25 protein-coding genes and 4 pseudogenes are annotated in these 22520 nt (G+C 43.0%); 14 read left to right on the top strand and 15 right to left on the bottom strand.

The genetic code is table 11. The annotated features are described in order from the left end of the window. Position 1: 1 nt before the first annotated feature. Genes K6984_RS01765 through K6984_RS01755 form a run of 3 tightly spaced genes read left to right on the top strand, consistent with a single transcriptional unit; the run spans position 2 to position 2899 of the window. Positions 2 to 1348: an ATP-binding protein gene (locus K6984_RS01765; protein WP_221893901.1), complete on the top strand. Its 1347-nt coding sequence runs from the start codon at positions 2 to 4 to the stop codon at positions 1346 to 1348. 8 nt (positions 1349 to 1356) lie between these two features. Beyond that, the gene (locus K6984_RS01760) at positions 1357 to 1899 is read left to right on the top strand and encodes a response regulator transcription factor (protein WP_221893900.1); all 543 of its coding nucleotides are present in this window, start codon (positions 1357 to 1359) and stop codon (positions 1897 to 1899) included. A gap of 4 nt (positions 1900 to 1903) precedes the next feature. After that, positions 1904 to 2899 (top strand): glycosyl transferase family protein, encoded by a 996-nt coding sequence (locus K6984_RS01755; protein WP_221894122.1) that lies wholly within the window; start codon positions 1904 to 1906, stop codon positions 2897 to 2899. A 17-nt stretch (positions 2900 to 2916) separates the two neighbouring features. Here K6984_RS01755 and K6984_RS01750 read toward each other — a convergent pair whose 3' ends face one another. Next, positions 2917 to 3570: a PilZ domain-containing protein gene (locus K6984_RS01750; RefSeq protein ID WP_221893899.1), complete on the bottom strand. Its 654-nt coding sequence runs from the start codon at positions 3568 to 3570 to the stop codon at positions 2917 to 2919. A gap of 152 nt (positions 3571 to 3722) precedes the next feature. On the opposite strand from K6984_RS01750, the pseudogene K6984_RS35925 reads away from it, so the two are divergent. After that, positions 3723 to 3845 (top strand): annotated as a pseudogene (locus tag K6984_RS35925) (helix-turn-helix domain-containing protein); the annotation flags it as partial. A gap of 17 nt (positions 3846 to 3862) precedes the next feature. Here the strand turns inward: K6984_RS35925 and K6984_RS30420 are convergent. Continuing rightward, a complete protein-coding gene (locus K6984_RS30420) occupies positions 3863 to 4003 on the bottom strand; it encodes a hypothetical protein (RefSeq protein WP_230987807.1) in 141 nt (46 codons plus the stop codon). Between the two features lie 147 nt (positions 4004 to 4150). Here K6984_RS30420 and K6984_RS01740 point away from each other — a divergent pair. The 4 genes and pseudogenes from K6984_RS01740 to K6984_RS01725 form a co-directional block, all read left to right on the top strand. Further along, positions 4151 to 4249, top strand: a pseudogene (locus K6984_RS01740) (IS30 family transposase); the annotation flags it as partial. Positions 4250 to 4406: 157 nt separating this feature from the next. After that, a pseudogene (locus K6984_RS01735) lies at positions 4407 to 4949 on the top strand (IS30 family transposase); the annotation flags it as partial. A 123-nt stretch (positions 4950 to 5072) separates the two neighbouring features. Beyond that, complete coding sequence (locus K6984_RS01730; RefSeq protein ID WP_230987805.1) at positions 5073 to 5690, top strand: transglycosylase SLT domain-containing protein; 618 nt, start codon at positions 5073 to 5075, stop codon at positions 5688 to 5690. A 32-nt stretch (positions 5691 to 5722) separates the two neighbouring features. Then, positions 5723 to 6202 (top strand): FKBP-type peptidyl-prolyl cis-trans isomerase, encoded by a 480-nt coding sequence (locus tag K6984_RS01725; protein WP_221893897.1) that lies wholly within the window; start codon positions 5723 to 5725, stop codon positions 6200 to 6202. Between the two features lie 59 nt (positions 6203 to 6261). Here K6984_RS01725 and K6984_RS32215 read toward each other — a convergent pair whose 3' ends face one another. Beyond that, complete coding sequence (locus K6984_RS32215; protein ID WP_263458637.1) at positions 6262 to 6387, bottom strand: hypothetical protein; 126 nt, start codon at positions 6385 to 6387, stop codon at positions 6262 to 6264. Here K6984_RS32215 and rlmKL point away from each other — a divergent pair. The 3 genes and pseudogenes from rlmKL to K6984_RS01715 all read left to right on the top strand — a co-directional run bounded on the left by rlmKL (position 6362) and on the right by K6984_RS01715 (position 9056). Then, positions 6362 to 8557: a bifunctional 23S rRNA (guanine(2069)-N(7))-methyltransferase RlmK/23S rRNA (guanine(2445)-N(2))-methyltransferase RlmL gene (gene rlmKL / locus K6984_RS01720; protein WP_221893896.1), complete on the top strand. Its 2196-nt coding sequence runs from the start codon at positions 6362 to 6364 to the stop codon at positions 8555 to 8557. The genes K6984_RS32215 and rlmKL overlap by 26 nt on opposite strands. A 49-nt stretch (positions 8558 to 8606) precedes the next feature. Continuing rightward, a pseudogene (locus tag K6984_RS35920) lies at positions 8607 to 8681 on the top strand (hypothetical protein); the annotation flags it as partial. Positions 8682 to 8828: 147 nt separating this feature from the next. Beyond that, positions 8829 to 9056, top strand: a complete 228-nt coding sequence (locus K6984_RS01715; protein ID WP_221893895.1) for a hypothetical protein — start codon at positions 8829 to 8831, stop codon at positions 9054 to 9056. 56 nt (positions 9057 to 9112) lie between these two features. On the opposite strand, the gene K6984_RS01710 is transcribed toward K6984_RS01715, so the two are convergent. Beyond that, positions 9113 to 9556: a DUF1249 domain-containing protein gene (locus K6984_RS01710; protein ID WP_221893894.1), complete on the bottom strand. Its 444-nt coding sequence runs from the start codon at positions 9554 to 9556 to the stop codon at positions 9113 to 9115. A gap of 5 nt (positions 9557 to 9561) precedes the next feature. After that, entirely contained in the window at positions 9562 to 9861 is a 300-nt protein-coding gene (locus K6984_RS01705; protein WP_221893893.1) for a PilZ domain-containing protein, read from the bottom strand. 301 nt (positions 9862 to 10162) lie between these two features. Between K6984_RS01705 and K6984_RS01700 the strand changes: the two genes are divergently transcribed. After that, complete coding sequence (locus tag K6984_RS01700; RefSeq protein ID WP_221893892.1) at positions 10163 to 11173, top strand: tryptophan--tRNA ligase; 1011 nt, start codon at positions 10163 to 10165, stop codon at positions 11171 to 11173. A 24-nt stretch (positions 11174 to 11197) separates the two neighbouring features. Here K6984_RS01700 and K6984_RS01695 read toward each other — a convergent pair whose 3' ends face one another. Both K6984_RS01695 and K6984_RS01690 read right to left on the bottom strand, forming a co-directional pair. Next, entirely contained in the window at positions 11198 to 12811 is a 1614-nt protein-coding gene (locus K6984_RS01695; RefSeq protein WP_221893891.1) for a GTPase, read from the bottom strand. After that, positions 12792 to 14531, bottom strand: a complete 1740-nt coding sequence (locus K6984_RS01690) for a GTPase (protein WP_221893890.1) — start codon at positions 14529 to 14531, stop codon at positions 12792 to 12794. The genes K6984_RS01695 and K6984_RS01690 overlap by 20 nt, the downstream gene beginning before the upstream one ends. A gap of 138 nt (positions 14532 to 14669) precedes the next feature. Between K6984_RS01690 and K6984_RS01685 the strand changes: the two genes are divergently transcribed. Together K6984_RS01685 and K6984_RS01680 are read left to right on the top strand one after the other, a co-directional pair. Then, positions 14670 to 15089, top strand: coding sequence for a hypothetical protein (locus K6984_RS01685; RefSeq protein WP_221893889.1), 420 nt, complete (start codon positions 14670 to 14672; stop codon positions 15087 to 15089). A gap of 260 nt (positions 15090 to 15349) precedes the next feature. Then, positions 15350 to 15571: a hypothetical protein gene (locus tag K6984_RS01680; protein WP_221893888.1), complete on the top strand. Its 222-nt coding sequence runs from the start codon at positions 15350 to 15352 to the stop codon at positions 15569 to 15571. A 432-nt stretch (positions 15572 to 16003) separates the two neighbouring features. On the opposite strand, the gene K6984_RS32210 is transcribed toward K6984_RS01680, so the two are convergent. The 8 genes from K6984_RS32210 to K6984_RS01650 all read right to left on the bottom strand — a co-directional run bounded on the left by K6984_RS32210 (position 16004) and on the right by K6984_RS01650 (position 22520). Next, positions 16004 to 16129, bottom strand: coding sequence for a hypothetical protein (locus K6984_RS32210; protein ID WP_263458605.1), 126 nt, complete (start codon positions 16127 to 16129; stop codon positions 16004 to 16006). A 27-nt stretch (positions 16130 to 16156) separates the two neighbouring features. Next, positions 16157 to 16285, bottom strand: coding sequence for a hypothetical protein (locus tag K6984_RS32205; protein ID WP_263458596.1), 129 nt, complete (start codon positions 16283 to 16285; stop codon positions 16157 to 16159). Positions 16286 to 16712: 427 nt separating this feature from the next. Further along, positions 16713 to 18212, bottom strand: coding sequence for a lysine--tRNA ligase (gene lysS / locus K6984_RS01675; RefSeq protein ID WP_221894119.1), 1500 nt, complete (start codon positions 18210 to 18212; stop codon positions 16713 to 16715). Positions 18213 to 18300: 88 nt separating this feature from the next. After that, positions 18301 to 19399, bottom strand: a protein-coding gene (gene prfB / locus K6984_RS01670; protein WP_221893887.1) for a peptide chain release factor 2 whose coding sequence is annotated in 2 segments (ribosomal slippage) — positions 18301 to 19323 and positions 19325 to 19399 — 1098 coding nt in all. Because the reading frame shifts where the segments join, the coding sequence is not laid out codon by codon here. Positions 19400 to 19485: 86 nt separating this feature from the next. After that, positions 19486 to 19806 carry a non-heme iron oxygenase ferredoxin subunit gene (locus tag K6984_RS01665; RefSeq protein ID WP_221893886.1) on the bottom strand — a complete coding sequence of 107 codons (321 nt, stop codon included), beginning with the start codon at positions 19804 to 19806 and terminating at the stop codon, positions 19486 to 19488. Between the two features lie 12 nt (positions 19807 to 19818). Next, positions 19819 to 20586, bottom strand: a complete 768-nt coding sequence (locus tag K6984_RS01660; protein WP_221893885.1) for a class I SAM-dependent methyltransferase — start codon at positions 20584 to 20586, stop codon at positions 19819 to 19821. An 89-nt stretch (positions 20587 to 20675) separates the two neighbouring features. Then, the gene (sufU, locus tag K6984_RS01655; protein ID WP_221893884.1) at positions 20676 to 21128 is read right to left on the bottom strand and encodes a Fe-S cluster assembly sulfur transfer protein SufU; all 453 of its coding nucleotides are present in this window, start codon (positions 21126 to 21128) and stop codon (positions 20676 to 20678) included. A 168-nt stretch (positions 21129 to 21296) separates the two neighbouring features. Continuing rightward, complete coding sequence (locus tag K6984_RS01650) at positions 21297 to 22520, bottom strand: cysteine desulfurase (RefSeq protein WP_221893883.1); 1224 nt, start codon at positions 22518 to 22520, stop codon at positions 21297 to 21299.

Raw genomic sequence — 22520 nt, 5'->3', positions numbered from 1 at the left:
GATGCTAATTAACTTTGTTCCCAAAGTAGAAATTTCGGCAAAAGAAAACCTGGAATGGCTATTTATTCTTAGAAATTTAATGATCGGTGGCGAGTCGCTATTATTATTAATTTCTATAGATATTCTAAGGATACAATTACACCAGGATGCCCTATGGCTCACTATAATAGCGATTGGATCAGTCAACCTGTATACCTGGATGCGCCTGCAGACAGATGTACCTGTGACAGAAATGGAAATATTCTCGCAATTGGCTATAGATGTCTTTGCCATTGCCGCGCTGTTATATTTAACCGGAGGGGCGACTAACCCGTTTACCTGGATTTTCCTGCTTCCGGTTATTCTTACTGCCATTATTCTGCCACATGCCTATACCTGGTATATGGTTATCCTGACCACGACTCTATATACCTTCATAATTCCCTTTCATGCAACCCTGACTACGGTTGAGCCGCATTTAATGCATATGGATATGGCCGTCATGAGCGAACAAATGCATACCTTGCAGGATGAAGAATTTTTTAATTTTCATATTTTTGGTATGTGGTTTGGCTTTGTCTGTAGTGCCGGACTCGTTGCATTCTTTGCTCTGGAGCTATCCAATACCATTAAAGCCGGTGAGCGTACGCTTGCCGAAGCACGCGAAAGATCTTTGCAGGATGAGCGCATTATTTCTTTAGGCACTCTGGCAGCCAGTGCTGCTCATGATATGGGCACACCTTTAGGAACCATGGCAATTATTGTGCATGAGCTAAAAGATGACTATAGTCCTGAAGTGCATAATGAACTACATGATAAGATTCATATCATGCAGGATCAGATAACCCGCTGTAAACAGGCTTTATCTGTTATGTCAGCTTCAGCAGGAGAGTTAAGAGCCGAGTCAGGACATATCACTGTATTGAGTGATTACCTGGATGAAGTCATTAATCAATGGCGCAGTCAGCAACCCGGAATTAAGCTAAATTTACAGATCAACCCGCTGGCACCATTAGAAAATGGCATTCTGGCTGAACTTACGCTAACGCATGCACTGATCAATATCCTCAATAATGCTGCTGAATATACCGCCCAGAATAAAGGTATAGATCTCATCGTTGAGCCTTGTGATGACCTAAACTGTGTTGCTATTCAAATACGCGACTATGGCCCCGGCATCGCTGAAGACTTAATAAATAAAATTGGTAAAATGCCTATCGATGATAGTAACCAGGGACTGGGTGTAGGCTTGTTTCTTACCTATTCTACAATAGCCCGCTTAGGTGGAAAAATTGAAATCAGTAATGCACCCACTGGCGGGGCAAATGTGTCAATTACCTTACCCCTGATAACCTCCACACAACCTTAATAACGACCATGTCAGAACATAATCAAGCACAATTATTACTGGTAGATGATGACCTGACTTATTGCTCAGTACTTAAATCTGCCTTAGAAAAAAGAGGTTTTTCTGTTTCCGTCGCCCATGATGTTAAAAATGGCTTAACCCTGGCTGAACAGATCGAACCCGAATTTGCCATTATTGATTTACGCATAGGCCATGAATCAGGGCTGGAATTAGTGCAAAAATTAATTTCTCTGGATGATAATACCCAGATCATTATGCTCACCGGATATGCAAGTATTGCAACCGCAGTCGAAGCGATTAAACTGGGCGCAAAACATTACCTGACTAAACCCGCTAATACTGATGAGATCATGCATGCCCTACATAAAAATTCCGGGGATAGCAGTGTCGCCATTAATGAAAACCCCTTGTCGGTCAAGCGACTAGAATGGGAACATTTACAAAAAGTGCTGATGGAACATGATGGCAATATATCCGCTGCCGCAAGAGCACTCAATATGCACCGCCGGACTTTACAGCGAAAGCTGGATAAACGCCCGGTTAAAGGGTAAGCAGATGCAGAGCAATAATATTGAGCACCCTTTTGTCGTATATATTCGTATTCTGGGCAAAGGCAAAAAAGGCTCCCGTCCCCTGACCCAGGATGAAGCCTACCATGCAATGCGCATGATACTGGCAGGTGAAGCAGAAGAGATACAATTGGGTGCGTTCCTGATGCTAATGCGAGTCAAAGAAGAAACGCCTGAAGAACTTGCTGGCTTTGTCACTGCCGTGCGTGAAACCTTACCTAAAAAAATCATTGTTACGGCTGATCTGGACTGGTCTGCTTATGCAGGAAAACGCCGCCACTTACCGTGGTTTATATTATCCGGCCTCTTGCTGGCAGAAAACGGTATAAAAGTGCTGATGCACGGCTGCGCTTCGCATTCTGATAGCCGCATTTTTGCCCAGGACATGCTAGCGTTATTTTCATTAAACAAAGCGGATTCATTTGCAGATGCTGAGCAACATTTACAAGCACAAAATTTTGCCTACCTTTCGCTAGAGCAGATTTGCCCTGCGTTAAATAGAATGATTCATCTGCGGAATTTAATGGGGCTGCGCTCTCCAGTACATACGCTGGTACGCCTGATTAATCCATTGAATGCAGCCTATAGTATTCAGGGTATTTTTCACCCGGGTTATCGCCCGGTACATCAGGAAGCTGCATTATTATTAAACCAGGCGCATATGACAGTTATCAAAGGGGAAGGCGGAGAAACCGAGCGGAACCCGGATATGCCGTGCCTGGCGCAGAACGTGCATAATGGGATATTAGACGAAGAAACCTGGCCCGCTTTATTTGCCAGACGCCATGTTAAGCCAGAAACACTAGAGCCTCGGCAACTTGTTCAGCTATGGCGAGGTGAAATTAGTGATGAATTTGCAATAGCCAGCGTGATCGGCACTACAGCGATTACATTAAAGTTAATGGCGAGAGCAGATTCACAAGAAACTGCGCAGCAATTAGCAACTGAGTATTGGCAGTGTCGCGATAAAAGCCGTTTTTAAAAATAAACTGTATCCTGTTACTTGAAGTCATAGTGATAAAAGCGCGGTATCCCGGTTATTTCTGATTTTTCCATATGTAGATATTCCATACCTATAACAGTGCTACCCGTTTCATCATACTCAAACCAGATCACACGGCTTTCACCATACAAGTGCAACTTATCAAATTTAAACTCAATAATCATATTCAGTTGCAGATCAACATGCTCGTCTATATAAATCATGATGCCATCAACAGAAACATTACGCGTCATAAACTCATAAAAACTCTCCGCAATCAGAGCCTGCCCTGGCGCAGTCATGCTTTTTCTATAGGCCTTTCTCTTATACAGTAAATTTTCTACATCATAGGAAATTTGCTTAAATTCCATACCGATCAGAATTTTCTCATCATCCATATCAACCCGGACTATCTCCGCTTCACCAGAAAGATTCAAATTTTCGATGTATATATCCACTATACTGGATTGCTGCAGCAGCAAAAAAACATCCCGCTCATTAAGCAAATTAGCCGAAGTATCTATAGCCGCTAGAATGCCAGAAATAGACAGGTTTAGTACCTGCATTTCATGCTCGACATTGCCGATAAACAGCAAGCCTGAGAGCGCAAAATTTTTCCGAAAATACTGTCTAGGATTAATCATATTGCTAATTTTTATTGGCTGCTGCAACTAATCATATTATTCTATTGATTTATTATCCCCTGAATTCGTATAATAAGTGCATAACCCTCTGCAAGTATTGGCTAGACTAACACCTGTTGAATTAAGACAAGACATAGGTGTAAAGTAAACAGCTACCAAACAATTTACAGAGGCTACAAATGAGCTATACACACCTATGTCCTGAAGAAAGATATTATATAGAAATTGAATTAAAAAAGGGAACTTCACAGAATAAAATAGCAGAAGCCTTAGAACAAAGCCAAAGCAATATTTCACGCGAGATTAAACGCAATACAGGTCAAAGAGGCGACAGGCATAAACAACAGGCGCGCCATGCTACCTCACGAAATTCCGGGACTCCTGTCGCCGTAATTCGTTCACCTACGCAGCGAATAGGAGATGCTCCAGCCGCCCTGCGTCCGCCACAGACTGAGCACAAAGCAGCTCAGTCATGGCTACCACAAATGGCTCTACGGCTATTCGGGATAAAATTTTAGCCTCCCTCGCGCGCTATCGCGCACTTCGGATTGGCAAATTTCCCTGCGCCTTCTGGAGACTATCAGCCCGTCCGGGGCTGACAGCGGCGGACAAAAAGGCAGGGGGTGAACTATACAAGCATCTTCGGCATCAGAACAAAACCTATCGCAAGCGGTATGGGTCAGCCCATAATAGGACAGGAATCCCTAATACTCGATGTTCAAGTTTTTTAACTGATTGATTTTATTGACAATTTTACTGACAAAGAAAGCATCAACATCATTGTAAATCAATCACTTATAAAACAAAGCCGGAAAAATTTACTTTTCTTAGCCCAGTTATAGCTGAAAACTTGAACATCGAGTAATAGAGTCGATATAGATGAGCGTCCTGAAGAGGTCAACAACCGTAAGCGTATAGGTGATTGGGAGGCAGATACAATCATTGGGAAAAATCACAAAGGGGCGATTGTAACGTTGGATGAGCGAGTCTCTAAATTACGGTTGGCCTTCCCTTTAGCGGGGAAAAAGGCTCAATATGTATTAGACGCAACTATTTTAATGCTTGATCCTATAAAAAGCTTTGTTAAAACAATTACTTTTGGTAACGGGAAAGAGTTTACCCTGCATGAAAAAATAGCAGAAGCACTAGGTTGTGATACGTATTTTGCGACTCCCTACAGCTCTTGGGAAAGAGGGCAAAATGAGAATCCTAATGGCTTATTAAGACAGTATTTCCCTAAAGTAATGGAGTTGATTGATGTTACGATAAAAGAGGTTTTTATAGCCGTTGATAAGCTAAATAGTCGCCCCAAAAAGTGTCTCAATTACAAAACACCTTATGAGGTATTTGAAGAGCTGACTGGGATAGATATGAAAAATTTATTGGGTTATGTACTTATGACTTGAATTCAGGTCCAATGAATTCCGTTGATAAAAAGATAAGCTATATTAAACTAAAAACAACACCGCTTGCCAATAACTTGTATTTTATTTTAGATACGCCCGATTCTCACCATGCCTGGTTTTAACATGATGTTCAAGCAAATAATATACAGCGGCCTGGCTTTAATTCTGTTGCACTTATTAACTGCCTGCACCGCCTCACAACCTAAAAATACACAAAACATCTGCGCCATATTCCGCGAAAAAGATGACTGGCTAGAATACACTCAGGACACTTATGAAAAGTGGGGGGTGCCTATTCATGTTCAAATGGCCATTATGCACCAGGAATCTCGTTTTGTCGCAGATGCACAACCCCCAAGACCCTATATTTTAGGTTTTATCCCCTGGTTTAGAAATAGCTCGGCATATGGCTATCCTCAAGCGCAAGATAGTACATGGGACTGGTATCTTGATGAAGCAGGAAGCTGGTCTGCCGATCGTGATGACTTTGCCGATGCCAGTGATTTTATTGGCTGGTACTGCACTGTTAGCCATAATAGCTTAGGCATCTCAAAGTGGGATACGGCTAAACAGTATCTGGCATACCATGAAGGCCACACCGGCTATAAGCGTAAATCCTACAAAAAAAAGCCCTGGTTACTTAAAGTTTCTAAAAAAGTAGCCCGAAAAGCGCAGACTTATAATCAACAATTAAAAGCATGTCGGGAAGAATTAGGAAGTTCCGGCTGGTTTTTTTGGTAAAATATCCGTTCATCATCTTTAAGGAGTTATCCATGGGTAAAACCCAGCTCATTATTCTCGTAATATTCATTATCTTATTTATAGGTTATTTTATGTTTACCAGACCAGACCCTGAACTTGCAGGCAATAATAAACAGGCAGGTGAAGCTTTTTTAGCTGAAAATGCCGACAAGGAAGGTGTTATTACTACCGCAAGTGGCTTGCAATATATCGTCTTAACTGCAGGTGAAGGTGAAAAACCTACTGCCAGTTCCAGCGTCACAGTGCATTATCATGGCACGACCCTGGATGGCAAAGTCTTTGATAGCTCTTATGAACGTAATGCCCCTGCCACCTTCCCATTAAACAGAGTTATAGTTGGCTGGACTGAAGGCGTACAACTTATGCCACTAGGTGCAAAATACCGTTTCTACATTCATCCGGATTTAGGCTATGGAGCAAAAGGTGCCGGTGCTGAAATTGGACCGAATGAAACACTAATCTTTGATGTCGAGTTACTCAGTATTCAATAGCAATACTTTCGTCAAGCTTAAAACATAATCACCATGAAGAACATGAAGTTCATGAAGTTTTATAAAATTAACTCTTCAAGTCCTTCATGCTCTTCATGGTAGAAATGCATTTCCACTAGTGCTGCACTAGTAACCACTTCCTCTCCTATTTCCACACACATGACTAATTTTAATTTTTTTGCCACCACACCCAAAGCCATGGAAGATATACTGGTTACTGAACTAAAACAGCTGGGTGCAAAAAATGTTAAAGCGGCTATGGCAGGCGCCTATTTTGAAGGCTCACTGGAAGTTGCCTATCGAGTCTGCCTGTGGTCACGCATTGCTAACCGGGTCTTATTAACCTTAAGTAGCTTTATCGTCACAAGCCAAGAAGATTTATATGCTGGAATTTATAAAATAAACTGGTTTGAACATATGACGCCAGACGATAGCTTTGCCGTTTCCTTTAACGCTAAAGGATCCAAAGCAATCAATAACACTCACTTTGGCGCAATCAAGGTTAAAGATGCCGTAGTTGATCAGATGCGTAAAAAATCCAATAAACGCCCCGATATTAATACCACACAGCCTAATATCCGTATTAATGTCTATTTACACAATGAGCAGGCTACACTCAGTTTAGACCTGTCTGGTGAAAGTTTGCACCGACGTGGTTATCGGGACTTAAGTATTACTGCACCGATTAAGGAAAACCTGGCCGCCGCCATTTTAAACCGTAGTCACTGGCTGGATATTGCGCAACAAGGTGGTAGCTTGATTGACCCCATGTGTGGCTCGGGTACTATGCTGATTGAAGCAGCAATGATAGCGGGCGATTATGCACCTGGACTACAGCAGAAGCAGTTTGGTTTTTCACACTGGAAACAACATGATGCCGCGCTATGGCAGTCATTGCTTGATGAGGCTAGCCAACGCAAACAGGCAGGACTGGAAAAAATACCGACGATCGTAGGCTTTGATCAAAGTAGACGCGCCATTAATGCCGCTTTATTACATATAGAAAATGCAGGATTACAAGAGCATATCCATGTAGAGCGTCGAGATATCAGCGCGGCTACAGCGGCTGAAAGCTGGCAACCGGGGCTAGTGGTGTGTAACCCTCCCTATGGCGAACGTCTGGGCAATAGCGAAGAAACTGCGCAACTTTATCGCACCTTTGGTGAAGTATTAAAACAGCAGTTTACCCACTGGCAGGCTGCCATGATTATCAGTGATCCTGAACTGGGCTTTCGCTTAGGAATACGTTCGCAAAAACCGATCACCCTGTTTAACGGGCCTTTAGAGTGTAAATTATTGCGCTTTGCTATCGAAGAGCAAAACTTCTTTATCCCGAAAGCAAAATCAGCGCAGGAGCGAATTGAGCAAATTAAGGACGACAATAGAACTGCCGATCCAAATGCAGACATGTTTGCCAATCGTTTGCAAAAAAATATTAAGAAAACCGCCAAATGGCTGAAGCGTAATAATATCCATTGCTACCGGATTTATGATGCAGATTTACCCGAATATGCCATTGCTATCGATGTATATCAGGGTGCTAAAACCTGGCTTAATGTACAGGAATATCAGGCACCCAAAAGTATTTCTCAGGAAAAGGCCATGCTGCGGCTGAGTAGTGCAGTGAATGAAATCGCGCGCATTTTTGCGCTGCCCAAAGAGCAAATTTATTTAAAAACCCGTAGTAAGCAAAAGGGCATGGATCAATATGAAAAGCTTGCCAGCCAGGGGACTTTTGAGACCATCGAAGAGCATGGTGCATTGCTGCATGTAAACTTTGAAGACTATCTGGATACCGGGCTCTTTCTGGATCACCGCCCTCTTCGCCTGAAAATCCAGCAACAGGCTAAAAACAAACATTTCCTAAATCTGTTTGCCTATACTGGCACCGCTTCAGTACATGCTGCCATAGGAGGCGCGATTACAACCACCACCGTGGATATGTCCAAAACCTATTTAGACTGGGCACAGCGCAATATGGCGTTAAATAATAGCCAGAGTGATAATCGTTTTATTCGGGCTGACTGTATGGAATGGCTCAAATCGGCCGCAAATAAATCACAGCCGGATCAGCTATATGATTTGATCTTTCTTGACCCACCCACATTTTCCAATTCCAAGCGCATGGAAAATAATCTCAGTATTCAGGAGGATCATGTCGCATTAATAAGCCATGCCACAAAATCATTAAGCACTGACGGCATTCTATATTTCTCTACCAATTTCCGTCGTTTCAAGCTGGATATGCCGTCATTAGCGCATCTGCATATTACAGACATCAGTGCGCAAACCATCCCCGAAGATTTTTCCCGCTCACACAGGATTCATTATTGCTGGGAAATAAAATGCCCTTAGAATACTATAAACTCACCGTAAAAGGCCGTGTGCAAGGTGTTTTTTTAGAGCCTCAACACAAAAATCCGCCCGAAAATTAAGCATTATTGGCACGGTAAGAAACACAGCGGCTGGTGATGTATAAATTATCGCCGCTGGAGAACCACAGGCAATACGCGACTTTATCCAGTGGTGTCATAAAGGTCCACTCCCGGCAAAAGTTCAGGCGCGCCATGCTACCTCACGAAATTCCGGGACTCCTGTCGCCATAATTCGTTCACCTACGCAGCGGATGGGAGATGCCCTGAACGCCCTGCGTCCGCAACGACTACGCACAAAAGACGCTTCGTCATTACTACCTCACTGGCTGGACGGCTATTCGGAATGCAATTCTTGCTCCTCTCGCGTGCTGCTAGCACACGTCGAATCAGCGAATTGCCCTGTCGCCTATCAGGGACTAAAAATCACCACTTCGCTAAGCTCCGTTTCCATGATTTTCAGCGACCGAAGTCATAGTTGAGCGAATAGTCGTCTCAGCAGAGCATAATGAGTTTTGCGTTATTAAGTAATACCAGGTTATGCGGCTATATCATTGCTAACAAAAGCATAGTCAGCTTTAAGGCAGTGGCCTAGCCACTTTTCTAAAAAGTAATTCAGTCGCCATTTATAATCCATAATATCGCTACTCAAACTAAGGTCAGCAATGGCCTTGCTCACTTCGATGCGCTTATAATCGCGTAACACTTCTGCCGTACAGACATCGAAATATAGACGAATTTTTACTGCGGGTTCTAATAGTGCTTTGCTATTATTCTCAAAATAATAACTTAACTGTATGGTTTTGGTATAGGGAGTTTGCTCCAGCGTCTGCATATACAGCATCGGCTTGTCATTAGAAAAGCCCTGGGCAGATTCTGCTATCTCCCTTAAATCAGGAATCAGGGAAAAGAGCTTGCGGTAATTTGTTTCAAAAATATTTTGCAAGCAAAATGACTTATTAAGGGGCGCAACTTTAGCCATAAAAGTTAATACTCCCTGATGCCTTTGATTTCGGTTGCCACTTCATATAGCTCACCTTCAACTTGCTTGCTGCGAATCACCTCTACATAAGCTCGCAACGGTACACACAGATCGTTTTTAGTGGCAACAGCCAGCTCTAATGCCATACCGCTTTCCAACATATGACGGCCTCTGAAGAAAACCCCTGACCCACTGATATTCAAGCACACACCCTCATAAACTTGTTCCGAGTCAGGAAACTTATAGCTAATAGCGCAAGATAACTCCATACGATCAAATTGCCTAGACTCTGCCAGCTTTAACATGTTCATTACAAAAATCACCCAACATAGTGTCTCAGTACCCAGTTCTTATAACCATCACTAGTGCATCGCCGTGTAGCTTTAATGGATAGAAATATCTGTATCTCATTGATATTAAATTTAAAATCATCATTTTTTATTCATCTATCCAAAATAGCTGCTGTACTAGCTTTCTTAGCGTCAAGAATAACGTAAAATAAGCATCAAGCAATAATGCAGTAATAAGTCTATTTTTTATCTGGGATATATTACGGCAAATCGATGACTATTACACATAAATACTTACCTACGAGAATAAATAAGCATGAATAAATCGACCATACTCACCGGCATCACGACCACAGGGACGCCCCATCTGGGAAACTATGTCGGTGCCATTCGCCCAGCTATCGCCGCAAGTAAAGATGCAAATGCCAAGCCATTCTATTTCCTGGCTGATTACCATGCCTTAATTAAATGTAGTGAACCTGAAAAAGTACGCCAGTCCAGCCTGGAAATTGCTGCAACCTGGCTGGCATTAGGGCTAGATACTAAAAACGCAACATTTTACCGTCAATCCGATGTTCCCGAGATTATGGAACTTACCTGGATGCTAACCTGTGTTACCGCTAAAGGCTTAATGAACCGTGCACATGCCTATAAAGGCGTAGTTGCAGAAAATGAAGCTAGCACAAATACAGACCCTGATAAGGGTATTACTATGGGACTATTCAGCTATCCTATTCTGATGGCTGCCGATATTCTTATTTTTAATGCGCATAAAGTCCCAGTGGGAAAAGATCAAATTCAGCATATCGAAATGGCGCGCGATATCGCCTCACGCTTTAACCATATTTATGGCGAACACTTTACTCTGCCAGAGGCGATTATTGACGAGAATGCGTCTATTCTATCCGGTCTGGATGGGCGTAAAATGAGTAAAAGTTATAACAACACCATTCCCCTGTTTGTCCCGGAAAAGAAACTCAAGAAACTGATTAATAAAATTAAAACCAACTCACTCGAACCGGGTGAGCCGAAAGATCCAACTGAGTGTACCCTATTCAGTACCTATCAGGCATTTGCTAACGAGCATGAAGTTGCCGATATACGCCAGCAATATGCAGACGGTATTGCCTGGGGTGAAATAAAAAAAATCTTGTTTGAAAAAATTAATGAGGAAATCATCCCGGCAAGAGAGCGCTATGAAGCTCTTATTCAGGAACCGGCACATATCGAACAACAACTTCAGGAAGGAGCTGAAAAAGCACGCGCTATTAGCGCGCCATTCTTACTGGAATTGCGTAAGGTAGTGGGCATCCAGAAAATTATATAAGGCGATTTATAGGTTTGTGTTGCATCACAACAGCATCCTTTCCAATGCGCTGTTTTCTACGACTGAGACTAATGTTTCGCGTTCTCTATCACAGCCCTCGATAATATGCTCCGCATTCTGGCGTAAAGATTGCTGAGCCTGGGCATTCGCTTTGATCACATCCAGCACGTCTAGATCCAGAGTTTGTAACGCGGTTATAAACCCTCGATTCAAGCCTTTTAATGCCGCTTTTTGTATCGAGGGCTGGAGTTTTTTCTGTAGAAAATAAGGAAACAACCAGGCGATGGCTATTAGCATGATGCTGTTGATGGCGAAGTCCGTGCCAATATAGTGTGGCACTTCTTCTGAGCTGCTTTCATAGAATTCAATAACTACCTGATAGCCTACCCAGCCCATCGCTGCAATTGGCAAGATAATTTCGGCAATTTGCGCTGTTTTTATAATCGCTCGCTGTACTACATTACCTGGTTTAATCAGTGCCTTGCGCACCGATAGCAAGGTTTTTTCCTCAACTACTTTCTCTGCATTGGCACGTACAGGCAATAAAAGCTGCCTGATAGGCAGCACCGGCATGGACAGTTGATCTGCCTGTAAAATCAAAGCATCCAACGCATCATCAAAACGTGTTTGCGCCCACTTGTCCCATAAGCGCTGATGCAAATAAGGCTCTGCTTGTTGCTGTGCCAGGTCGCCGCTATGTAGCGCATAATATTCAGCCATTTGCTGTTGCGGCAAAACAGTGTTTTCCGCTAATAGCCTTTGCAAGTCACGCGCCTGATTTTTCCAGAAGACAATTAATTCAGGTGTTGCATCTGCGGTGCCAAGTAGCGTGATAGAAGTTTGTAATACACTCTTTAATTCAGCTTTACGTACCTGCTGCCCTCTTAATTCCAGCTGTTTAATCGTGTTTTCTGTCGCCAGATCCTGCAAGCTGATTTGTAAGGCATCAAACTCATCAAGCTGTGCATCAGCCGTATCGCTGGTACAACTGGTTTGATAAACCAGCGGGTTGTTAAACCCCGCTTTGGATAACTGCTTAATAAAGTCCTGGTACTGCTCAGCCTGCCCCCGGTCAGCCTGATTTAACACAAAAACCCAGGCATGCCGGCCACCTTCAGCGAGTAAAATTTGCCATGCCTTACTATCACGATAGCGCTCAGGGCTCACTACATAGATGAGTACATCGATATGTGGCAACCACTCTAAAACTAACTGCTGATTGCTTTGCTCGGTACTATCAAAATCAGGCATATCAATCCAGATAATATGCTGATTCTTTGCTTCTGTGTGCTCGGCTATATTGATTTTATCTAGCGGAAAATGACTAGGTAAATGAGCTATATTAACGTTCTCATGGTGAAATAAAGTTACTTCTCTCGAAGTCGGTCTGACCACGCCTGTCTGGGCAATCTGCTTGCCCGCCAGACGATTTAGCAAGGTACTCTTACCTACCCCGGTACCGCCAAGAAAGGCAACAATTAATGGCCGGGACACGGTATCGTTAAATAAACTCTCGGGCGTGCGGGCATCATAATCTAGCAGTGTTTCCAGCGCAGCCTCAGATGCCCATGCTTTGCTTACAAGCTGTTGCGCCCAATCCTTAGCCTGTACGACTAAATCAGAGTATGCGTAATCCATGCCGTTTTTGTTCCAGTTGTGCCTCTGCTTCAGCAAGCTGACGTGTAGAGATATTAAAAAAAGTGTTATGCATCATTTTTGTTGATAGGCTGGATAGCTGCTGTAGTAAAATCTGATCAAATAACTGATGCTTTACGGTATTCAGTTGTTGCTGCTTTAATTCGGTTTCAGCGCGTTGCAGATAACTGCCTATGGCACTTTCTGCCAGATAGGAAGTCACTGAAAGCATCGCTGGTGCAATCAGTAAATCATGCAAGCCAATTCCGCCCGCTTGTACGGCCAGACCTAACATCGCAGCATCGGCTGTTACCCGTGTTGCACGCAGACCGTTTAACAAAGCCGGATGCTCTTCTAACTGGTGATATAAACCTTGCGCGGTCGTTTCTATTTGCTGCTTAAAATCCTGGTGATAAATATCAGTGCCGCGCTCAAAATGCTGCAAAACAACTGCTTTGTCCTGCCTTAGCTGACTATTAATTGCTTTCCACCATTTATTATTACCCTGAGTCTGGTCAATCTGGTCTAATACCTGATCACCCAGTTGCAAAAACACATGCTCGGCAATTTGCTGTAAAACAGCTGTTTCCTGAGTTTTTGGAAAGGCCTGTGTATATTTATTCTTGCCGATGGCAAACACTTTTCTTAACGGCCAGGCAAGTATTTTTCTACTTTGTGCAATGATATTTGCCAGCCCCGGCACTTCCAGCAAGGTAAGTAATTGTGCCAGTGCATTTTGAAAGGTATCGTAATGATGCGGGTGATCCAGGTAATCCCGTTGGTATTCAGTGATAGCTTGCTTTACAGCCTGATCAATTAGTATCTGCCAGGTTGTTTGCGTCTCCTGCTCTAATCTGACTGGTGCCAGCCAGGACTGCCAGTGCTGCTGCATAAAACTTATTGCCACAGCCGCATTTTTTTTGCGCTGCACCTTGTGCATATGATGTTGTAATAAGTTAATTAATTCTGTCTGACATTCCTGCGCAATATCTCCCTTAGTGAATAAAATGGGCATGATAGCAGGCGTCTTATCCTGCCGTATTTGCTGCCAGCGCTGCTTAAAAGAATCGGCCACCAACGACTGCGAGTCAGCGATCAACTTATTAATGACCGCCAGCACCGGCTGATTCAATGGCTCGATTAAAGCCAGTGCATCCCAGACTGACTGATCTGCATATTTCTCCTTACTGACCACCAGGACTAAAACATCTGCCAGAGCTAAGGACTTTAAAACGCCTTCCCGGTAACTCTGCGCATCAATCGAATCAAAATCAGGCGTATCCCAAAGTAAACATCTGGGTAAATTCTGCGTGCTTAGGTGACTTAGCGAGTAACATGCATAGCTTTCAGAATCCTGGGAAAACTGCTGCACCTCACGAAACCCGGAAAAATGTTGTGCGATATAGCTTAAATCCTCTATTTTTAAATCCACCGCAAAGCCTTGCGGATGCACAGTATATCCCGCTAATGGACTGACACCTGCGGCATCCTGAGCGAGTAATAAATTTACCACAGTGCTCTTGCCCGATTGCGTTGGGCCAATCACGGCGATATTTAGCGGCACATCTCCATGCTCAATTAGCTGGATTTTATGTAGAAAAGATTCAATTAATGTTAATTGTTCAATGCTAGCCTGAAAAGTAGTCCACTGCGTACTTTCTTCGGCTAGCCCTGATTGAATTATCTGGTAGCGCTGTTTTAAATTTGTAATAAATTCCAGCATTGATATTGGCTTATGTATATAATTACATAGTGATTTACTATGTTTAAGTCTACCGATTCCTGGTGAACTCAGACGAGCTATCTATTATAGACAAATATTTTCAGATAAAAATAAAAATACTTACCGAGGAGGCTTTATATGCCCATACTTTCTATTATCATTATTTCATTCAGCATTTTATTGACTACTGCCTGTAGTAGCGGCGGAGAAATAAATGGGCGTAATTTTAAAACTGCACTGAAATCGGTCAAAAGGATAAAAAGCCGTCTACCCCAAGAAAAAAGAATTGAGTATGAACTTTCTTTCTGGGCAATACGCACAGCGTATCGTAAAAATTCAGAATTCCTGGATATCGTCGGTGGGAAAATGCCTGATGAATTAATTGCAGTGGGCAAAGAGGTTTTTACCAAGCGCAAGGCAGAAGGTTTCGAAGAATACCAGCAATATGCAAACTGGGACGAAATGATTGCCAAATATACTAAAGAGCGCGAAGCTCAAAATACAAAAAAGAAACGCTCCCCTAGAGATGCAGAAAATAGCGTGTTGTACAAGCTTTAAGATTTAATTGTGGTCGCGCCGGTGTTAGGGAGCTGGAAATAAATAACTGCCCAATATTCAGCAGTATTTTTGTTCGTATTCAAGGCGTAGTAACAGGCGCATAGCAAGCTACGCAACTATTACTACAACGCAGAAGATGGACAAAAAGACCAGCAGTTTTTGGATGATGTGTGTTTCCATCTCCCTTAGTTCAGGCGCGCCATGCTACCTCACGAAATTCCGGGACTCCTGTCGCCATAATTCGTTCACCTACGCAGCGGATGGGAGATGCCCTGAACGCCCTGCGTCCGCAACGACCACGCACAAAAGCCGCTTCGTCATTACTACCTCACTGGCTGGACGGCTATTCGGAATGCAATTCTTGCTCCTCTCGCGTGCTGCTAGCACACGTCGAATCAGCGAACTGCCCTGTCGCCTATCAGGGACTAAAAATCACCACTTCGCTAAGCTCCGTTTCCATGATTTTCAGCGTAGGTGCTTGAGGCGGCTACCGATTTTTTCTTGCACTAAATGGCGAATCGAAATATTAGCCCATCTTCGTCACTATTGATGATGTAGTTGTTATAAATCAATTGGTTGAAATTTTAAAAAGTAGCCAGTTGGCACTACATATTTTGTGTTTTTGTATAAAACGTTGGATTTTTTAGAGTATTTTTGTCGCATGTAAATTACACTCAAATAATGATGATTTTTTTGACAAAAGTCAATGAATTTATCGACAAAAATAATATAAATGGCACTACAAAACTTTCAAAAAAAACACCATTGATTTTAAAGAGAATTTTTCGACAAAAAATCGCTTAAACCGATGAATCAATGGCTTAGAAAGATGAAAGTGACGAAGATGGGTTAGTATTAAGCTAAATTTAAGTAAAAGTCTATTAATATCATCTTGAATTAAGCCATCGCCATTTCTAACGCTGAAAATCAGGGAAACGTAGCCTAAGCGAAGTGATGATTTTTAGTCCGCGATAGCCGTAGGGCCGTTGTTTTGTCGGAGTCTGAGCGTTAGCGAAGGTGGAGACAAAATAAAAGGCCATCCGACACGGCGTCAAGTCATTTGGAGCCTATGTTCCGACCCCTTGTTGGGTCGGGACGAGGTGACGAGGACGAATCGGGGCCGCCGGAGGCATAAGTGGTCGCGTTAAGTTTTTGCTGCTTGCTTGGGCTGGGATGCCCAAAACAAGCTTTCGCAAAAATAGCGACTCCCCGCTTTTGTTATATCCCCCTGTTATTTTAAATCAAGCTGGCTTTATATCTCTTACAAAATTTACCAATGCAGCAACAACTAGGAAGCCATCATCCCAGGATTAATTTGTTCATATTCTGAACCATAAGCGGCGCCAGGCTTCCTGGTTTTTAGTAATTTTCAAATAGTCTAAAACAACACGGGGGGGGGGATAGTTACCTCATTTTCTTTGAAATACCTTTCTCAACTTTTTATTTTATTAATCTGATTGCAAAGCGTCTAAGACATGCTCTGCTCTCAGAGTTGTAACGCAGGATTTCATGCACAAATTTATTCACAAAACTATGCAGAAGAGGACACTCACCCAAGAGGTGATAAGTATTAGTGATCATTACATTTAATATTCAAGCTTAAACGCCCTGCTCAAACCACGATTAAACTTTAGGGCGCATATGGGGGAATAACAACACGTCTCGGATCGATGGCGAATCGGTAAATAGCATCACCAGGCGATCAATGCCGATACCTTCGCCGGCAGTAGGCGGCATACCATGCTCTAGAGCGGTAATATAATCTGCATCAAAGTGCATCGCTTCATCATCGCCAGCGTCTTTTTCCTGCACCTGCTGCATAAAACGTTCAGCCTGATCTTCCGAATCATTTAATTCAGTAAATCCATTGGCAATCTCACGTCCTCCAACAAAGAACTCAAACCGGTCAGTCACATGCGGATCATCATCATTTCTGCGCGCCAAAGGCGACACTTCCACTGGGTATGCGGTTATAAAGGTAGGATTCATTAAGCGGCTTTCTACCGTTTTCTCAAAAATTTCTATCTGTATTTTACCCAGCCCATAACTATCTTTAAGCGGAATACCCAGGTTTTCTGCAACCTTTACAGCAGCTTCACGACTCGCTAGATCAGCCGGCGTTAAGTCCGGGTTAAACTGCAGAATTGACTCAACCACTGTCATACGATCAAATGGCTTACCAAAATCATATTGCTCACCCTGGTAGCTGATCACTGGCTGGCCTATAACATCTTCCGCCAGACCTTTTAACATCGCTTCTGTCAGATCCATTAAGTCGCCATATTCAGCATAGGCCTGATAAAATTCCAGCATGGTGAACTCGGGATTGTGACGGGTAGACAAACCTTCATTTCGAAAATTTCGATTAATTTCAAATACTCGCTCAAAACCACCAACGACCAGGCGCTTTAAATACAATTCTGGCGCAATACGCAGGTACATACCTAAATCCAGCGCATTATGAAAGGTCTCGAACGGACGTGCAGTTGCCCCCCCCGGAATTGCCTGCATCATTGGCGTTTCAACTTCCAGAAATTGCCGCTCAATTAAAAACTGGCGTATATAGGCAACAATTTTTGAGCGAAGTAAAAAAGTATTGCGCGATGCTTCACTCATAATCAAATCAAGATAGCGCTGTCGGTATTTAATTTCCTGATCGGCGATGCCGTGAAATTTCTCTGGCAAAGGGCGTAAAGATTTAGTTAATAAGCGGATATCATCAACCTTGACACTAAGCTCACCTACCTTGGTTTTAAATAACACTCCTTCCGCTCCGACTATATCGCCGATATCCCACTTTTTAAATTGCTCATTATAAAAACCTTCTGGCAAAGTATCACGCGTCACATATAGCTGAATCTTTCCGGACATATCCTGAATATGCGCAAAGCTTGCTTTACCCATGATACGCCTAGTCATCAAACGACCTGCTAGTTTAACGCGCACCGGATCGGCTTCTAGCTCTTCCTTGTTCTTTGCATCATATTCAGCAAGCAGCTCGCCCGCGACAACATTACGGCGAAAATCTGTGGGAAAAGCAATGGCACCATTTTCTCGTAATGCATCTAATTTGCTACGGCGTTGTTTAATTTGCTCTTGTTCGTCGTGTTCTAATTCGGACATTTTTGTGTATTTATTTGATTTTTTCTTAGCGAGCAAAAACATGCTCTATAACTGAAATTTTTAATGGTAAAAGTTGCAGACTAAAGACTCACAAGCCACTCTTCAGACTGGCTTCGATAAATTGATCTAAATCACCATCCAATACTGCCTGGGTATTGCCGGTTTCAACATTGGTGCGTAAATCTTTAATACGCGACTGATCCAGCACATAAGAGCGGATCTGACTGCCCCAGCCTATATCAGATTTATTATCTTCTACCGTTTTCTGTGTTTCACTACGCTTGCGTAACTCCAGTTCATAAAGCCTAGATTTAAGTTGCTTCATTGCCGTATCTTTATTCTTATGCTGGGAACGGCCATTCTGACATTGGGAGACAATATTAGTTGGAAGATGGGTAATACGAACCGCTGATTCGGTTTTATTCACATGCTGACCGCCCGCCCCACTGGCACGGTAAACATCGATACGCAAATCAGCAGGGTTAATTTCTATTTCAATATTATCATCGATCTCAGGCGACACAAATACTGAGGCAAAGGAAGTGTGCCGACGATTGCCTGAATCAAAAGGTGACTTGCGTACCAGCCTATGCACCCCTGTTTCCGTGCGTAACCAGCCAAACGCATAATCACCTTCAAATTTAATCGTGGCACTCTTGATACCCGCGACCTCGCCTTGCGACTCTTCAATCAATTCGGTTTTAAAGCCCTTGCGCTCACCCCAGCGCAAATACATGCGCTCAATCATGGAAGCCCAATCTTGCGCCTCGGTACCACCTGAGCCCGACTGAATATCCAGAAATGCATTATTAGCATCCATTTCACCGGAAAACATACGACGAAACTCTAACCCTTCTACCTGCTTTTCAAACACAGCTAAATCTTCAACAACCGTATCGACTGTATCTTCATCCGCTTCAGCTACAGCCATTTCCAGTAATTCAGATGCATCGCTTAAACCTGCTTCTAGCTCAGAAATAGTATTGACGACCGTTTCTAATAGCCCACGTTCCTTACCTAAGGCCTGCGCCTGCTCAGGGTTATTCCATATTTCAGGGTTTTCCAGTTCACGTAAAACTTCGACTAAGCGCTCACTTTTAACATCGTAGTCAAAGATACCCCCTAAGGGTCCGGGTACGATGCTGAAAATCTTGTATTTTATTATTTATCGGGTTTATTTCTTGCATTGAATTTATCTTTACTCGGCTTTTCAAGCTAATAAAAAAGCCATTTATTATATACTATCCTGAATTCAGGCTTTAGCTTAAATACTCTAATCCCAGCGTGTATCTCTTACCTTGATACGACCATCTTCAACTTTCACGGCTAAACTGGCAATATCTTCGTAGGCAGGAGCAGATTTCACTTCACCCGTTCTAATGCAAAATCGCGCGCCATGTCGGGGACAGATGATTTCATCACCATCAAACTCACCGCTGGCAATTTCAGCACCATCATGTGTACATACATCTTCCAGAGCATAGAACCCATCTTCTAATTTAAAAATGGCGACATCTACACCATCAACATCCACCACGAGGTGCTCGCCCACTGCCAGTGCATTTTCCACTACTACATCAACCCATTCAGACATATTTTCCTCGTATTAGTTTTTTATATAGACATCATATCTAAGCAGCTTACTCTTAAAACTTTGTGCAGGCTTCCCCCCTATAGGCAAGGCATAGTCTGGGCTTTTAACCACAACTTTTTTTGCCGTAGCCTGCAATGCCGCCTCAAACAAGGCTTCTCTATCCATATCATCACCTAGTAAGTCGCGCAATATCAACATCGATTTTTTAGGTAACGCAGACTTTTTACGCTTCGCTGGGAACATCGGATCTATATAAATGCAATCAGGCGTATCAGGCAGTTGCGCTAAAACGTCTATGGCATTTCCAGGGATCAGTGTCGGAACAGGTAAGGCCAATCGAGTCACCCAGTCTACAGCTTGCAAGCGCTTAAATGCATCGCTCAGTAATTCCAGCATCACCGGCGATCGCTCAATACATTTTAAGTCGTAACCCATGCGAAAAATATGCAAGCTGTCTTGTGCCCAGCCGGTCGTAGCATCAATCACCGTTCGGGTTTTTCGCCCGATAGCCTCAGCCAAAGCGCCTTCTTTAGGTGCCGGCCAGGAGCGCTGCTCTCCTTGCCTTGGATCTATATCAACCATTAGACCACCCTTTTTTAGCAGGTCTTTATCCAGTAACTTTAAACAACCATCGCGCCAGCAAAGAAAAAAATCTTCCGGGGTTTTGTTATCTACTGAATGATAAAGGGGGACTGATAAGCGAGTAGCTAATGCCTGTGCAAAAGCTAGCTCATATTCCGCATTATGCAAAACAGCTAGCTTACCGATATAGTTGTACATTATTGTGAGATCAAACGTAGAGCGGACTTTAGTCCGCTGACTGAATCAATGGATGAGACTAGCGGACTAAAGTCCGCTCTACAATACTTTTATTCAGTTGAAATAGATTCTTGCTCATTTTTTAAGGCAGCATCCAGAGTATGCCAGGCTAAAGTCGCACATTTTACCCGCGCAGGGTATTCACGTACCCCGGCTAATACGGCTAATTTACCGATGGCTTCCAGATTCACCTCTTCTTCTTTGCCAGTAGTCATTTGATGAAACTTTTGAAATAGGTCTTCGGCTTCAGATTCTGTCTTGCCTTTAACGATTTCAGTCATCAATGAAACAGATGCTGTTGATATTGCACAACCTGAACCCTGAAAACTCGCATCGGTGATTTTGTCGCCGTCCAGCTTTAAAAATAAAGTCAGGCGGTCACCGCATAAAGGGTTAAACCCCTCAACTTTGCGATCTGCATCTTCCATCACATGGAAGTTGCGTGGGTTTCTATTATGGTCAAAAATAACCTCCTGATAGAGGTCGCGTAAATCATCAAACATTTTGTTCTCTAGTTGTGTGTTCTTCGGGTATTGCTGTTACACGGCAATTTATGACTTCTTTTAATGCACGATGAAGTTCATGTAGGTAATGAAGAAGAAAAAAATTGACCTTCAAGTCTTTCATGGTAAAAATACCTATTCATCAATGACCTGCCAAACATGCAAGAGTTAACCAAAAATCTTTATTAAATCTTCAATACCATTGATTAAAACATCAATCTCATCTTTAGTATTGTACATGGCAAACGAGGCTCTTGCAGTTGCGGGCACTTCAAAAAAATCCATTACCGGCATGGCACAGTGGTGTCCCGCCCTTATGGCTATGCCCAGACTGTCCAGCATGGTACCAATATCATGCGGATGAATTTTATCTAATACAAAAGAAAGAATCGCTCCTTTTTCCTGCGCCTCGCCTATTAGTCGCAGGCCTTTAATCTGCTTTGCTTTTTCCGTTGCATACGCTAACAACTCGGCTTCATACGCCGCAACATTATCCATACCTATTACATTCAGGTAATCAATTGCCGCGCCTAAACCTACTACATCTGCTATGCTTGGCGTTCCGGCTTCAAACTTATAAGGTAAAACATTATATTCTGTTTCTGCAAAGGTCACCTTGCGAATCATATCGCCGCCACCCTGATAGGGAGGCATGGCTTCCAGTAAAGCCTGTTTCCCATACATCACACCTATACCTGATGGCGCATACAGTTTATGCCCGGAAAACACATAAAAATCACAGCCCAGAGCCTGCACATCAACCGGCATATGCGGAATAGCTTGAGCCCCATCGAGTAACACAGCAATATTCCTTGCTTTTGCAGCGGCGATGATTTTCTTAACTGGATTGATCGTTCCTAATGCATTAGACATATGCACCACGGCAATCAGCTTAGTTTTGTCAGTGATTAATTTCTCAAGCTCTGCATAAACAAGTTCGCCTTGTAAATTAATCGGTGCAACTTTTAATATCGCCCCAGTTTCTTTACATAGCATCTGCCAGGGTACGATATTAGAGTGATGCTCCATCGCGGTAATAAGAATCTCATCACCCGCTTTGATATTGGTCTTACCAAAGGTCTGGGCAATTAAATTAATCGCCTCGGTTGCTCCACGTACAAACACGATTTCCTTAGTACTTTGTGCATTGATAAAGTCTTTCACTTTTTCTCGCGCACCTTCGTAACGATCAGTCGCTTTAACACTTAATGCATGCACACCACGGTGCACATTGGCATATTCATGGCTGTAAAGGTGTACTATGCTATCGATTACCTGCTGCGGCTTTTGACAGCTTGCAGCATTATCCAGATAGACTAAAGGTTTATTACGAATTTTCTCTTGTAAAATCGGAAAATCAGCACGAATTTTTTCGATGGGGAATGTGGTCAT

The organism is Bathymodiolus japonicus methanotrophic gill symbiont (genome assembly GCF_019721995.1).
Classification (GTDB): domain Bacteria; phylum Pseudomonadota; class Gammaproteobacteria; order Methylococcales; family Methylomonadaceae; genus Methyloprofundus.
This window is presented reverse-complemented; position numbering and strand designations above follow the sequence as displayed.

Coding starts and splice junctions, on each gene's coding strand:
- lysS (WP_221894119.1), bottom strand. CDS start 18,212: ATGTCCGAATTAGAACACGACGAACAAGAGCAAATTAAACAACGCCGT.
- K6984_RS01725 (WP_221893897.1), top strand. CDS start 5,723: ATGGGTAAAACCCAGCTCATTATTCTCGTAATATTCATTATCTTATTT.
- K6984_RS01695 (WP_221893891.1), bottom strand. CDS start 12,811: ATGGATTACGCATACTCTGATTTAGTCGTACAGGCTAAGGATTGGGCG.
- K6984_RS01760 (WP_221893900.1), top strand. CDS start 1,357: ATGTCAGAACATAATCAAGCACAATTATTACTGGTAGATGATGACCTG.
- K6984_RS01700 (WP_221893892.1), top strand. CDS start 10,163: ATGAATAAATCGACCATACTCACCGGCATCACGACCACAGGGACGCCC.
- K6984_RS01730 (WP_230987805.1), top strand. CDS start 5,073: ATGATGTTCAAGCAAATAATATACAGCGGCCTGGCTTTAATTCTGTTG.
- sufU (WP_221893884.1), bottom strand. CDS start 21,128: ATGTTTGATGATTTACGCGACCTCTATCAGGAGGTTATTTTTGACCAT.
- K6984_RS01690 (WP_221893890.1), bottom strand. CDS start 14,531: ATGCTGGAATTTATTACAAATTTAAAACAGCGCTACCAGATAATTCAA.
- K6984_RS01710 (WP_221893894.1), bottom strand. CDS start 9,556: ATGGCTAAAGTTGCGCCCCTTAATAAGTCATTTTGCTTGCAAAATATT.
- K6984_RS01680 (WP_221893888.1), top strand. CDS start 15,350: ATGGGAGATGCCCTGAACGCCCTGCGTCCGCAACGACCACGCACAAAA.
- K6984_RS01685 (WP_221893889.1), top strand. CDS start 14,670: ATGCCCATACTTTCTATTATCATTATTTCATTCAGCATTTTATTGACT.
- K6984_RS01660 (WP_221893885.1), bottom strand. CDS start 20,586: ATGTACAACTATATCGGTAAGCTAGCTGTTTTGCATAATGCGGAATAT.
- K6984_RS01765 (WP_221893901.1), top strand. CDS start 2: ATGCTAATTAACTTTGTTCCCAAAGTAGAAATTTCGGCAAAAGAAAAC.
- K6984_RS01665 (WP_221893886.1), bottom strand. CDS start 19,806: ATGTCTGAATGGGTTGATGTAGTAGTGGAAAATGCACTGGCAGTGGGC.
- K6984_RS01755 (WP_221894122.1), top strand. CDS start 1,904: ATGCAGAGCAATAATATTGAGCACCCTTTTGTCGTATATATTCGTATT.
- rlmKL (WP_221893896.1), top strand. CDS start 6,362: ATGACTAATTTTAATTTTTTTGCCACCACACCCAAAGCCATGGAAGAT.
- K6984_RS32210 (WP_263458605.1), bottom strand. CDS start 16,129: ATGGCCTTTTATTTTGTCTCCACCTTCGCTAACGCTCAGACTCCGACA.
- K6984_RS01705 (WP_221893893.1), bottom strand. CDS start 9,861: ATGTTAAAGCTGGCAGAGTCTAGGCAATTTGATCGTATGGAGTTATCT.
- K6984_RS01650 (WP_221893883.1), bottom strand. CDS start 22,520: ATGACCACATTCCCCATCGAAAAAATTCGTGCTGATTTTCCGATTTTA.
- K6984_RS01715 (WP_221893895.1), top strand. CDS start 8,829: ATGGGAGATGCCCTGAACGCCCTGCGTCCGCAACGACTACGCACAAAA.